Raw genomic sequence first — 11,990 nt, 5'->3', positions numbered from 1 at the left:
CTGCCGCCGCCTTGTCTGAATGAGATCCGCTCAGTCCAGCTAAGTTATTGATAAGATTGGCGACTCCGGTAGGGCTCGAACCTACGACCTGCCGCTTAGAAGGCGGCTGCTCTATCCAGCTGAGCTACGGAGCCATCCGGCCGAGGGCCCTGCCCTAGTGGGTCCAGGGGCCGACGCGGTTGAACTTGAAGTTGTCGGAATAGGAAATCGTCCGCCGCTTGACCTCGTGAGGCTCCTCGACCCGGTAGGCGATGCCCTCGCGCTCCGCATAGGCCATGGCCTCTTCCTTGGTGTCGAACCACAGGCGGAGCTGCTGGCGGGTATCGCCCGAGCTCGTCCAACCCATCAGGGGCTCGATCTCACGGGGCTTGTCCTGCTCGAAAACGAGAAGCCATTGCTTGGTCCGGGCCATTCCGGACTGCGTTGCGGACTTGGCGGGCTTGTAGATCCGTGCAGGCATTGGTTTTGGACTCTCTCCAAGACTCAACCGGTGAAGATGGTCGGGGCGGCAGGATTTGAACCCGCGACCCTCTGCTCCCAAAGCAGATGCGCTACCAGACTGCGCTACACCCCGTTATCCTCAACAGATTGGTTTCTCTAACGTTCTGGGAACTGAAGCGCAAGGGCTCCGGTTCCGAAATGGAACCGTCGGGACTGGAAGCTCTCGGGAACGTCCGGTGGACGTTCCGAATCCATTCCATTCCGGTCTCGCGACCCGGGGTCGGATGGGCCGACGTGACCGGCATCGTGCCATGAGACCTCAAGATGGCAGATTGTCGTCGAGAGTTCCTTCCTCGACGACCAACGAGAGGGCAAGCCGCATCACCGTCTGACCGGCCTCATCACGGATGTTAACGACGAAGGAGCGAAAATTTTCATTCGGCAGGGCGTCTCTCGCCATGTCAGGAAGGGCCTTCTGAGCCTCCAGCTTGGCCGCCTCGACATCCTGCAGATCGAGGCCGTTCTCATCGGGGACATACTCCTCCCCATCGAATGTGTCGAAGAAGAAGCGGGGCATCAGCACTCCAGATCAGCAGGACTATGGCTATCAACCAGGGAGTGCAGTCTTTGTTCACGCGCTCAAATCTTCCTAACATCCTGACATGACACGTTATTTACTTTCGCAATTGGTGCTCTACGAAGTCTTATCCGGCATGGAACGGCAGAGGCTCCAGCAAAGTTGATGATTTTGCCATCCCTCGGGACGGCGTCAGCATCTCCGAGTTGGTTAAGGAGTTACCATGCCCACCGTCATCGCCATTGAAGCCAAGCCCGTCGAATTCGAAGACTTCGACAGCGGCTTTCTTCATCTCTATCTCGTCAAGACCGAGACCGACGAGCAAGGTCGTGTGATATCCGAAAAGGTCATCCGCGGCTCCCTCGTGAACGATGACGACCTTGGGACGATTGCCGGTGAGAACCTCGCGACATCCCCGGACCGGCGAGGATCGGACACGCCCGAGGAGCGACATCGTACGGTTCTGGATCTCGGCGGCAGGGATGCCAACGATGTCTGGCAGGTCATGGTCCAGCATGCTGCAAACATCGACAAGGCCGATCTGCGCTATAGCCTCGATATCTTCAGAGAGCTTCCCGGATATGATCTGAACAGTAATTCGGTCGTCGCATCGGTGCTTCATTCCGTCGGGTTGGACTGGACCAAAAGCCTCCCCGTCGGCGTCAGCCGATCCGAAGCCCCTCTCTACGGCCAGCTCCAGCACATGAATGTCGACGACGCTTTCTTTGGATCCGTGAACAACGACCGGATCTTGGGGGGTGTTGGGAACGACCGGCTTTACGGCCGAGATGGGAATGATCGCCTTTATGGGGAAGACGGTAGTGACCGTCTCTATGGCGAAATCGGAATCGACACCCTCTATGGGGGCGATGGCAATGACAGTCTAGCAGGCAAAGCTGGCGACGACCGCCTCTATGGTGACGGTGGCGATGACCGTCTCTATGGCAGTTCAGGGAACGATGTTCTGAGCGGCGGCAGTGGCAATGACCGCTTGTATGGCAGCTCCGGAGACGATGTTCTGAGCGGTGGAAGCGGCAACGACCGACTCTACGGTGAGGCGGGCGCGGATAATCTTCGCAGCGGCTCAGGCAAGGATGCTTTCGTCTATAACGCAATGCCGACAGACCCGGCAGAGGTGGACACGGTCCGAGACTTCTCCGTTGCCAATGACACCTTCTGGCTGAACAACAGGGTTTTCACAGGTCTAGGAAATGAAGGTCAGTTGAAGTCCTCGGCGTTCTGGACCGGAACACAGGCTCATGACGCAACCGACCGGATCATCTACGACCGCGGCAACGGCGTGCTCTACTATGATCAGGATGGCACAGGCACGACCGAGCAGGTCGTGGTGGCGAAGCTGTCCACAGGGCTGAGAATGACCAACCTGGACGTGCTGATCATATAACCGCGCCCGAGGAGAACCGAGCCGCCAGAGGGAGCACGGGCGCCTGCGCCTGTTGCGGGCCCGGTTCGCGCTCCCCCTCTATGATCGTCCCATGGCCGGCGGCCATGGCTGCAGCACCTATCCCGATGGTTCCTTCTTCCGAGGTGTTCCATACCTCCCATGACCATGGACGGGGTCCTTCCCTCCGTCAACGATCAGGCCATAATCCCAACTCCGATCCAGGTTTGCCCCTACGGATCGAACCTAAGCGCCAACCCTCGGGAGGCGCTTCTTTTTTGACCTACGGGTCCGGCAGAACCGCCGCACATGAGCCCAACAGTTCCATGACCATCCTCACGCCAGCTTCGCCTTATAGAAGAGCCCCTTCCTCAGATGCAGGATCGCAAGCATGAGCCATCGGATACCCGAGCGTCGATCAAGTCCGCGCCATCTCACCCATCTGGAAGGATGGATTGCAGGGTACGCCGCTCAGGAACCGATCGGATGCACGGTGTGGGACCTTTCGGAGGTCGGCGTGCGTCTCGTCGTGACCCCACCCGCCGATGTTCCCTTGGAATTCGAACTTCAGATTCCGTCTGAGGATGCGAAAGCAAAGGTCAAGCTGGTCTGGACAACCGGGGTGCATTACGGGGCCCGATTTACGGACTAGCGAATCGCACAGCCTCGAAGGACCAAGTCAGCGATAGGCCGGGCCATGCTCGTGAAATGGTGAGTCCGCTCGTTGAGAGAGCATGCTCTAGGCCCGACGGCCCGATGGGCGATCCACAAAAAGCTTGTCATGTCTGTAGGGCAATCTTCCCAATCCAGCATGAATCGGGCAAAGGACCGTGTTCCGTTACGGAGCGATCACGTCCGACCATCGTGAACGGGATGAGCAGCCATGAGAATCTACCGTCTCTTCAACAAGCTGAAGCGGCCACGCAGCTATGCGGGCCGGGTCCTGCTGATCTGTTTCGTCGGCACTCACATTCCCCTCATCACTTTCGCGATCTGGGCCGTGATCAAAAATCCGGCATTCGGCTGGGAGAGCTGGGCGGATCTTCTCGTGCTGCTCCTCGCGACCCTCGCCGGCACGGCAATCACCTTCTTCCTCGTCCACGGCATGCTGGAGCCTGTGCGCGTGGTCTTCCAGGCACTCGGCGACTATCGACAGAACAAGCAACTACCCGCCCTGCCCCGCAACCTGTCCGATGAAGCCGGCATGATGCTCGATCAGGTCCAGGAGACTCTTGAGGAACTGGATCTGACGCTGAACAACCTGGCGAGGGCCGCAGAGACGGACCCCTTGACCGAAATCGGCAATCGGCGCTGGCTCGTCAGTCGTGCCGAGGAGCAGATCGCCCGCGCGCAAAGGATGCAAACCCCACTTTGCGCCGTTCTCTTCGACCTGGACCGTTTCAAAGCCATCAATGACCGCTATGGTCATGCGAAAGGCGATGCGGTTCTGGTCGGCGTGGCACGGTTCGTGAAAGGCGAATTGCGGACGTCCCATCTCTTCGCCCGCACTGGCGGGGAGGAGTTCTGCATCATATTGCCCAAGACTTCGCTGAACGAGGCGGTCGCGCTTGCGACAAGGATCCAGAAGGGTCTGTCCAGCCAATCGATCGCCCGGCTCGATCCGGGCGTGGTGACGGCAAGCTTCGGCGTCGTCGAGCGGGAATCGGATGAGAAGGATCTCTCGAGCCTGCTGCGGCGGGCGGACGACCTGCTCTACCAGGCGAAGAACGACGGGCGCAATCAGGTGGCGACGTCGACGCTCGCGTAGGCGCCGGAGCTGTCAGGACCCGTTGACGGTGCAGTGTTGATCGCCCGATGTCACGTCGTCCGTGACAGCCCAATGGATGATCTTCTCGTTCTCGTCGATCTCCAGGATCATCTCGAGAACCTTCAACTCGGCATAGACGCCGAAGAACCCGTACCGGCGTCCTCCCCAGGAGGGAATGCTGAAGCGGTCGATTTCATGGGTCATGGCCCGGCATTGGGCCAGAAGCACGTGAAGCGCCTCGACCGAATACTTCACCTGCAGGGCTGGGGAGAGGAGACCATGGAGGGCCCGAGCGTCCTCGGTATTGTAGGCGCGAAGCAGCTCCTGAGAGACGTTCATCAGAGCGTGCGGGCCCACCTCCGCCATCACGGACATCGGGAGAAAAGCCGCAACCAAGGAAGCGGCCATCGATCCTGATTTCCTGAACATCCAGGTTGGATCACCGCTTGAAGATCGGATGCTCCACCCGGTCGCCCGGCTTGATCCCGAGCCTGGCCGCCGTGCCGGCATTCAGCTCCAGGACCGAGAGAACCGGCTCGCCGGACGGGATGGTGCGGGTCGAGAGCGGTTCCGTGTTGGCTGCGATCCGGGCAATCGTTCCGTCGGCGCGGATGAAGAGCATGTCGAGGGGCAGATAGGTGTTCTGCATCCACATGGACACGGGCTCGACCCGGCCGAAATCGAACAGCATGCCCTGGTCGGCCGGCATCGACCGGCGGAACATCAGCCCCTGCGCGCGGTCCGCATCGTTGCGGGCGACCTCGACCCTGAAGGTCTGGCGCTGCCCGCCCTGGGTGGCGATGGACAGGCTCTCCAACGCCTGCGCATAGGCTGCGCCGGCGAACAGGACGAGAAAGACCAAGGCCGAGTACGCCGGCCGGATACGCAGCAGCACGGGGAGGCTCATCAATGGGAGTGCGGCAGGGCCATGTCGGCCAGACGGACCTCGGCGGCCATGAGACCCTTCGAGCCGTCGCCGAAGCGGACGAAAACGCGCTCGCCCGGCTTCAGCTCGGCAATGCCATAGCGGCGCAGGGTTTCCATATGGACGAAGATGTCCGGCTTGCCTTCCCCTTGCGTCAGGAAGCCGAAGCCGCGCAGGCGGTTGAACCACTTCACCACCGCCGGCTCCAGCCCGCTGGTCGGCACCACCTGAACATGGGTCCTGGGCAGCGGCAGCTCGGAGGGATGCAGCGCCGTCGATTCGTCGAGCGAGAGGATACGGAAAGCCTGGAGGCCGCGCGGACGCTGAACCGCCTCGACGACGATGCGAGCGCCTTCGTTCGCAGCCTGATAGCCGTCCCGGCGCAGGCAGGTCACATGGAGCAGGACATCGGGCATGCCGTTGTCGGGAACGATGAAGCCGAATCCCTTGGCGACGTCGAACCACTTGATACGGCCGCTGACCTGGACGAGCTCAAGAGCGCTCTCCTCCGGGGTCGGCTGAGCGACCTCGCGGCGGCCCTGATTTAATGCGGAACTCTCCTCGCGGAGACTGAAAGAATTGGAGCCGTAATCGCCAGTCATGAAATTACCCGAACTCGAATCATGAACCCGATTCTTAATAAGAGGATAACATCGTCCTGAATCAGGGGAAGCCAGAAACGCGCTTCAAAGGGCGATGAAATTTTCGGCACCCTGCATGTTCTTGAAGTTACGACACAAATACTGAAAAGACGGAGCCTATCTCCGCATGGATCACCAGATCGGCAGCCTCATCCAGCGGCGTCGGCTCCCGATTGACGATCACGAGCCGCGCCCCGTTTTCCTTGGCGAAGGCCGGAAAGGCCGCCGCCGGATAGACGACCAGGGACGAGCCTGCGACAAGAAACAAGTCGCATGACGCCGTCAGCTTCTGGGCCCGGCGCATGGGCGCCTCCGGCATGGACTGTCCGAACGAAATGGTTGCCGCTTTGAGGATTCCGCCACAGATCCGGCAATCGGGCGGATCGCCGTCCAGATCGAAACATTGCCTCACCCAGTCAAGCTCGTGCCGGCTGCCGCAGGCCAGGCATTTGGCAAAGGTGCCGTTGCCGTGCAGCTCGATGACCTGGTCCTCGGGAAGGCCCGATTCCTGATGGAGCCCATCGATGTTCTGGGTGATGACTGCCGGCATGCGCCCGGACGCGACCAGGGACGCGAAGGCATGGTGCCCCACGTTCGGACGGGCACCCTTATAGAGATCGTCCATCGCGAATTTCCGGCGCCACGCCTCGCGGCGCGCCTCCGGGCTCTGCACGAAGAGATCGAAAGGGATCGGCTTGTGGCGCATCCAGGGACTGCCCGGAGAGCGGAAGTCGGGGATGCCGCTCTCGGTCGAGATCCCGGCTCCCGTGAAGCCCGCAACCACACGGGCGTCTTGAATCATGTCCTGTAATGTGGCGAGTGACGCGGCAAGGCTCTCGGTCATGCCACTCACATAAGGCTGACGGGCCGGGAGGGAATGCTTCACCCATGAGACAAGCAGAGTCGACCGCCATCGCCTTCCAAGCCCGGGCCGCCGCATCCCAGCGCTGGGACGCCATCGACGTCGCCCGCGGCATCGCGATCGCCGCCATGATCGTCTATCATTTCAGCTGGGACCTGAGCTTTCTGCAGCTGATCGGGACGAACATCCTGCAGGTGCCGGCTTGGCGCTGGTTTGCGCGCGGGATCGCCGGCTCATTCCTGATGCTCGCGGGGTTCGGACTGGCGCTGGCCCATGCCCAGGGCTTCCGGCGAGCGCCCTTCCTGAAACGCCTGTTGAAGGTCGGCGGCGCGGCCTTGGCCGTGACCCTGGTGACGTACTTCGCCTTTCCGGAAAGCTATATCTTCTTCGGCATCCTGCACTGCATCGCCGTCTCAAGCGTGCTCGCCCTGCCGTTTTTGCGCCTGCATCCCGCTCTGACCCTCGCGGTGGCGGCGTTCTGCCTGATCGCGTCCTTGCTTTTGACGAGCCCGGCCCTCGATGCGCCCTGGCTCGACTGGCTCGGTCTCGGCGCCTCCGATCCGGTCACCAACGATTATGTGCCGATCTTCCCCTGGTTCGGGCTCGTGCTGATCGGGGTGGCGGCCGGGAAGCTGCTGCTGGCCCGGCAGGAGACCCTCGGCCTGGCGCGCTGGCGTGCCGAAAACCCGCTCTTTAAGACATTGGTATGGGCCGGGCGCAAGAGCCTGCCCATCTACCTGACCCACCAGATCGTCCTGCTAGGGATCCTCTACGGCGTCGCGCAGATCGTGGGCCCGAACCCGACTCCAGCTTGCCGGCAGATCTGCCTGATGCAGAACGGCAATCCGGCCCTGTGCCCCTCGGTCTGTTCCTGCATCCTGCAGCAAGTTCCGGAACGGGACCTCTGGCAAAGGCTCCTCGCCAACAAGGCTGCCGGCGAGGACAACACGCGGATCTCACGCGCGGCGCAGCAATGCATGCGCCAGAACCCTCCGTCGTAGATCGATCTCCACGTCATGGCCGGGCCTGTCCCGGCCATCCCGATCCTGTGAGACTCAGCGCTTCATGCAATCGGGATCCCGGCACCAGGCCGGTGATGACGGGGAGGTTTGGCGGAGCCGTTTCAGGTGCATCGTCTAAACCACGTTCAGCCGAGCCTCCTTCGCGGCGCGCTCCGCCCTCGCCTCGGCGAGAAGGCACAGGAGTTCGAACGCGATCGACGCGCCCACGAGGGCGGTACCGCCGGACTGATCGAGGGGCGGCGAGACCTCGACCATGTCGGCGCCCACGAGGTTCAGGTGCCGGAAGCCCCTCACGAGCTGCAACGCCTCGCGGCTCGTGAAGCCACCGATCTCCGGGGTGCCCGTGCCCGGCGCGAAGGCCGGATCGATGGAGTCGATGTCGAAGGTGAAATAGGTCGGCTCGAGGCCGACCACCCGGCGGGCTTCGGCGATCGTAGAGGGGATGCCCCTCTCCGCCACCTCTTCCATGTCGATGATGCGGATGCCCTGGTCGAGGGCCCATTGGCGGTCGTCGGCGGAGTACATGTGTCCGCGGATCCCGATCTGCACCATGCGTTTCGGATCGAGCACGCCGTCCTCGATGGCCCGTCGGAATGGCGTGCCGTGCGTGAGCTTCTGACCACCGAAGAAGGTGTCGCCCGTGTCGCTGTGGGCGTCCACATGGATCATGCCCACAGGACCGCTCTTCGCCGCGAGAGCGCGCAGGATCGGATACGAGACGATGTGGTCGCCCCCGATGGAGAGCGGCGTCACGCCGCCCTGGTAGAGATAGGACACCTCGGCCTCGATGCGGCGCAGCGTATCCTGCACGTCGATGGGGTTGACCGGCACGTCGCCCACGTCCGCGCAGGCACAGAGATCGTAGGGCGCGACCAGCGTTCCGTAATTGACCAGGCGCATGAGCGACGATGCCTCGCGCACCTGACGCGGCCCAAGGCGGGTTCCGGGACGGTTCGTGGTCGCCCCGTCGAAGGGAATGCCCAGAATGGCGATGTCGATTTCGCCCGGGGCCTGGGTCGGCGCGAGGTAGGGCAGCCGCATGAAGGTCGAGATGCCGGCAAAACGCGGCACCACCATCCCGGACAGGGGCTGATAGGCCTCCAGGCGCTGCTCGCGGGTTGCGGGCTCCTGCTTCATCTTCAGGTTCTGTGCCATCGATCGTCGTCCCTGTGCATCAATGAATGGCGCGGGCGAAAACCCGCTCGATCCGTTCCATCCCCCAGTCGATCTCGTCGCGGGTGATGGTGAGAGGCGGCGCGAAGCGCAGCACGGTGCCGTGGGTGTCCTTCGAGAGGACGCCGTTTTCGAGCAGCGCATCGCAGACCGCACGCGCCGAGACCACGTTGGCATCCACCTCGACGCCGACCCATAGGCCGCGGCCGCGCACGTCCTTCACGATGTTGCTGCGCATGGCGCGCAGACGGTCCTGGAGATAGCCGCCCATTTCCGCGCTGCGCTCGACGAGATGCTCCTCCTCGATCACCGAGAGCGCCTCCAGGCCGATCCTGGCCGCCAAGGCATTGCCCCCGAAGGTCGAGCCGTGGGAGCCGGGATTGAAGACGCTCATGACATCGTGCGTGCCGACGAAGGCCGAGACCGGATAAACACCGCCGCCCAGGGCCTTCCCCAGGATCAGCCCGTCTGGCCTGATCCCCTCGTGCTGATGGGCGAACCACCGGCCCGTGCGTCCGAGACCCGACTGAACCTCGTCAAGAATGAGGAGAATGTCGTGCCGGTCGCAGAGGGCGCGCAGGTCCCTCAGGTAGCCCTCCGGCGGCACCACGATGCCCGCCTCGCCCTGGATCGGCTCGATCAGGATGGCGCAGGTCTTGTCCGAGACTGCCCGCTCGACCGCACCGGCGTCCCCGAACGGCACAAGCTTGAAGCCTCCGGCGAAGGGACCGAAGCCCTCCCGATACGACTCGTCCGACGAGAAGCCGACGATGGTTGTCGTGCGTCCGTGGAAATTGTTGTTGGCGACGATGATCTCCGCCTGGTCCCGGGCGATCTTCTTCCTGGCATAGCCCCAGCGCCGGGCGGCCTTAATGGCGGTTTCGACGGCTTCCGCGCCCGTGTTCATCGGCAGCGCCATATCGAGACCCGTGACCTGGACGAGGCGCTCCAGGAAAGGCCCGAGAAGCTCCGTGTGATAGGCGCGGCTGGTGACGGCGAGCTTCGCGGCCTGCTCCATCATGGCCTTCAGGATGCGCGGATGACCATGGCCGAGGCTGACCGCCGAATAGGCGCTCATCATGTCGAGATAGCGCTTGCCTTCCGTGTCGGTGGCCCAGACGCCCTTCGCCTCTCTCAGAACGACAGGCAGGGGATCGTAATTGGCAGCAGTGACCGATCGTTCGAGAGCGATGAAATCCATGGAAGTCCTCCATGGACAAGCTTACGGGCTTTGCCGCTCCGGTTGAGGCTGAAATCCCGCCTGACGGCAGCCGATTCGGTCGTGCGACACGGCACCCGAACTCAGTCCCGGTTGTCGGCCACCGGATAGCCCTCGAAATCCTTCAGGGTTTTCAGGACGAAGGTCGTGTGAATCCGCCCGATTCCGAATCCTGGATCGGCCAAGTAGGCCTCGGTCAAGGCCTCGTAGGCGGCAAGGGTCGGAGCCACGATCCGGGCGATATAATCGTATTCCCCGTTCACGACCTGCAGCTCGACGACAGCAGGATTGGCTGTCAGAGCGCGCTCCAGCCTCTGGCGGGTGCCGGTCGAAGGATCGCGCATGCTGATCCCGGCGAGCGCGATGATGTCATGGCCGAGAGCGGCAGGCTCGATCAGCGCCGTGTAGCCACGGATCACACCCTTCTGTTCCAGGCGCCTGACCCGTTCGAGACAGGGGCGCGCCGAAAGCCCGACCCGCTCGGACAGGGCCTGGTAGGTGATGCGTCCGTTGTCGCGGAGGGCATCGAGGATCAGGAGGTCGATCCTGTCGAGAGAGGGTTTGACGCTGCGGCTCAGCAGCTTCGAGGGCGGCTTCATGATTCAGCTCGAACGGGTCCCATGGGAAACTGCAATGGGTCCGGTGACGGGTTGTCAGGTCTCTATCCTACGAGGCATGAGCCTTGCAATTCCACATAAGGGCTGAGGCAGGTGCCCATGGCACCGCCCCGGCGAAGTGTCGGAGAACCGGAAAGGAGACGAAAAAATACGTCAAAGCATACGAAAACTTAATGACATTTCGTTACATTTGCGTATGCTAACCCAACGTCGCTTTGCACAGTTTTATATCATTTCATTGTTGAACTAGTGCCGTCCATGGATATGACTCTACGTCATCTATAAGGGGGCAGAATCAGTGAACTTCCTGTCGGAGGCGGATGTTGGCCAGCATATCGTCGCGCTTTGCCGGTCGCTCAGCGAAGGTCGCGAGACTCCGATCATCCTGGACATGTCCCTGACGCACTGTCTCGCCTTCGACTCCATGAAGCTCATGCAGTTCTTCGCCGGCGTCGAGGCGCTGTATCCGGGGGTCGCTCTCGAAGACTGGTTCATCGAGCACAGCACGGACGGTCGGGACACCCTGGGCAACGCGGTTTCCTATCTGATGCAATATCTTGCACCCCAAGCCGCGAGAGGTTGAAACCGGCTCCCATCTTTGCCAACTAGTAGCGGCCTTCGAGGGGCACTCCCGTCCCGCGACGGGACTGGAGGTGCTGTTGTGCTGCGGGATTATCTGACCGACCTTCCTCTGATCGCCATTCTGCGCGGGCTCAAGCCGGACAGCGCCGAAGCCGTCGGCGCAGCTCTGGTTGAGGCGGGCTTTCGTATCATCGAGGTTCCGCTGAACTCGCCGGAGCCGTTCCGCAGCATCGAGATCCTGTCGAAGACGATGCCGGCCAACGTGCTTGTCGGCGCCGGAACCGTCCTCGATCCGGATCAGGTGGTCGGCGTCCACGATGTGGGCGGCAAGCTGATCGTTATGCCGCATGCGGATTTGGACGTGATCCGGGCTGCCAAGAAAGCCCGCCTCGTCTGCACCCCCGGCGTGGCGACCCCGACGGAGGCTTTTGCCGCCCTGAAGGCAGGGGCCGATGCGATCAAGATCTTCCCGGCCGAAGCCATTCCTCCCGCTGTCGTGAAAGCCTGGCGGGCGGTCCTGCCGAAGGACGCGCTCGTCCTGCCGGTCGGCGGCATCAAGCCGGACAACATGAAACCCTATGTGGATGCCGGCGCCAACGGTTTCGGGCTCGGCTCCGCCCTCTTCACGCCCGCCATGTCGGTCGAGGAGATCGCCGGCAGCGCGCGCGACTTCGCCAGAGCTTGGCGGGATCTCAAGGCTGCCTGAGCCAGCGATCACTCGGAACGACCTGAGCAGGAACCCGCGGGAGCGAAAGCCGTTC

The 11,990-nt window shown here is 62.3% G+C and carries 15 protein-coding genes and 2 tRNA genes; 6 read left to right on the top strand and 11 right to left on the bottom strand.

The window, feature by feature from the left end; translation table 11 throughout:
• Positions 1 to 57 precede the first annotated feature (57 nt).
• The 4 genes from VB672_RS12380 to VB672_RS12365 all read right to left on the bottom strand — a co-directional run bounded on the left by VB672_RS12380 (position 58) and on the right by VB672_RS12365 (position 1,018).
• A tRNA-Arg gene (locus VB672_RS12380) sits at positions 58 to 134 on the bottom strand.
• A 20-nt stretch (positions 135 to 154) separates the two neighbouring features.
• The gene (locus VB672_RS12375) at positions 155 to 460 is read right to left on the bottom strand and encodes an ETC complex I subunit (protein WP_329784490.1); all 306 of its coding nucleotides are present in this window, start codon (positions 458 to 460) and stop codon (positions 155 to 157) included.
• Between the two features lie 37 nt (positions 461 to 497).
• Positions 498 to 574 (bottom strand) — tRNA-Pro (locus VB672_RS12370).
• A 186-nt stretch (positions 575 to 760) separates the two neighbouring features.
• Positions 761 to 1,018 carry a DUF6894 family protein gene (locus VB672_RS12365; protein WP_329784489.1) on the bottom strand — a complete coding sequence of 86 codons (258 nt, stop codon included), beginning with the start codon at positions 1,016 to 1,018 and terminating at the stop codon, positions 761 to 763.
• Positions 1,019 to 1,241: 223 nt separating this feature from the next.
• Between VB672_RS12365 and VB672_RS12360 the strand changes: the two genes are divergently transcribed.
• The 3 genes from VB672_RS12360 (at position 1,242) to VB672_RS12355 (ending at position 4,188) form a co-directional block, all read left to right on the top strand.
• On the top strand, positions 1,242 to 2,423 hold the full coding sequence (locus tag VB672_RS12360) for a calcium-binding protein (protein WP_329784488.1): 1,182 nt from the start codon (positions 1,242 to 1,244) through the stop codon (positions 2,421 to 2,423).
• 388 nt (positions 2,424 to 2,811) lie between these two features.
• Positions 2,812 to 3,072 (top strand): PilZ domain-containing protein, encoded by a 261-nt coding sequence (locus VB672_RS22620; protein ID WP_442932016.1) that lies wholly within the window; start codon positions 2,812 to 2,814, stop codon positions 3,070 to 3,072.
• Between the two features lie 231 nt (positions 3,073 to 3,303).
• Positions 3,304 to 4,188 carry a GGDEF domain-containing protein gene (locus VB672_RS12355; protein ID WP_329784487.1) on the top strand — a complete coding sequence of 295 codons (885 nt, stop codon included), beginning with the start codon at positions 3,304 to 3,306 and terminating at the stop codon, positions 4,186 to 4,188.
• 12 nt (positions 4,189 to 4,200) lie between these two features.
• On the opposite strand, the gene VB672_RS12350 is transcribed toward VB672_RS12355, so the two are convergent.
• The 4 genes from VB672_RS12350 to VB672_RS12335 all read right to left on the bottom strand — a co-directional run bounded on the left by VB672_RS12350 (position 4,201) and on the right by VB672_RS12335 (position 6,598).
• Entirely contained in the window at positions 4,201 to 4,596 is a 396-nt protein-coding gene (locus VB672_RS12350; RefSeq protein ID WP_329784486.1) for a hypothetical protein, read from the bottom strand.
• A gap of 31 nt (positions 4,597 to 4,627) precedes the next feature.
• A complete protein-coding gene (locus VB672_RS12345) occupies positions 4,628 to 5,095 on the bottom strand; it encodes a DUF192 domain-containing protein (RefSeq protein ID WP_329784485.1) in 468 nt (155 codons plus the stop codon).
• Positions 5,095 to 5,715, bottom strand: coding sequence for a cold-shock protein (locus VB672_RS12340; protein ID WP_329784484.1), 621 nt, complete (start codon positions 5,713 to 5,715; stop codon positions 5,095 to 5,097). The genes VB672_RS12345 and VB672_RS12340 overlap by 1 nt, the downstream gene beginning before the upstream one ends.
• 127 nt (positions 5,716 to 5,842) lie before the next feature.
• Entirely contained in the window at positions 5,843 to 6,598 is a 756-nt protein-coding gene (locus VB672_RS12335; protein ID WP_329784483.1) for an SIR2 family NAD-dependent protein deacylase, read from the bottom strand.
• Positions 6,599 to 6,642: 44 nt separating this feature from the next.
• Between VB672_RS12335 and VB672_RS12330 the strand changes: the two genes are divergently transcribed.
• Entirely contained in the window at positions 6,643 to 7,617 is a 975-nt protein-coding gene (locus VB672_RS12330; RefSeq protein ID WP_329784482.1) for a DUF1624 domain-containing protein, read from the top strand.
• Between the two features lie 135 nt (positions 7,618 to 7,752).
• Here VB672_RS12330 and speB read toward each other — a convergent pair whose 3' ends face one another.
• The 3 genes from speB to VB672_RS12315 form a co-directional block, all read right to left on the bottom strand.
• A complete protein-coding gene (gene speB, locus VB672_RS12325) occupies positions 7,753 to 8,793 on the bottom strand; it encodes an agmatinase (protein WP_329784481.1) in 1,041 nt (346 codons plus the stop codon).
• Between the two features lie 19 nt (positions 8,794 to 8,812).
• Positions 8,813 to 10,012 (bottom strand): ornithine--oxo-acid transaminase, encoded by a 1,200-nt coding sequence (gene rocD, locus VB672_RS12320; RefSeq protein WP_329784480.1) that lies wholly within the window; start codon positions 10,010 to 10,012, stop codon positions 8,813 to 8,815.
• Between the two features lie 101 nt (positions 10,013 to 10,113).
• Positions 10,114 to 10,629, bottom strand: coding sequence for an Lrp/AsnC family transcriptional regulator (locus tag VB672_RS12315; protein WP_329784479.1), 516 nt, complete (start codon positions 10,627 to 10,629; stop codon positions 10,114 to 10,116).
• Between the two features lie 316 nt (positions 10,630 to 10,945).
• Between VB672_RS12315 and VB672_RS12310 the strand changes: the two genes are divergently transcribed.
• Positions 10,946 to 11,230: a hypothetical protein gene (locus tag VB672_RS12310; RefSeq protein ID WP_329784478.1), complete on the top strand. Its 285-nt coding sequence runs from the start codon at positions 10,946 to 10,948 to the stop codon at positions 11,228 to 11,230.
• Between the two features lie 78 nt (positions 11,231 to 11,308).
• Entirely contained in the window at positions 11,309 to 11,935 is a 627-nt protein-coding gene (locus VB672_RS12305; RefSeq protein ID WP_329784477.1) for a 2-dehydro-3-deoxy-6-phosphogalactonate aldolase, read from the top strand.
• Positions 11,936 to 11,990: the final 55 nt, after the last annotated feature.

This window comes from Microvirga sp. CF3016 (genome assembly GCF_036314085.1).
GTDB lineage: Bacteria > Pseudomonadota > Alphaproteobacteria > Rhizobiales > Beijerinckiaceae > Microvirga.
Note: the sequence above shows the minus strand (reverse complement) of the source record. Positions and strands in the feature narration are given on the sequence as shown.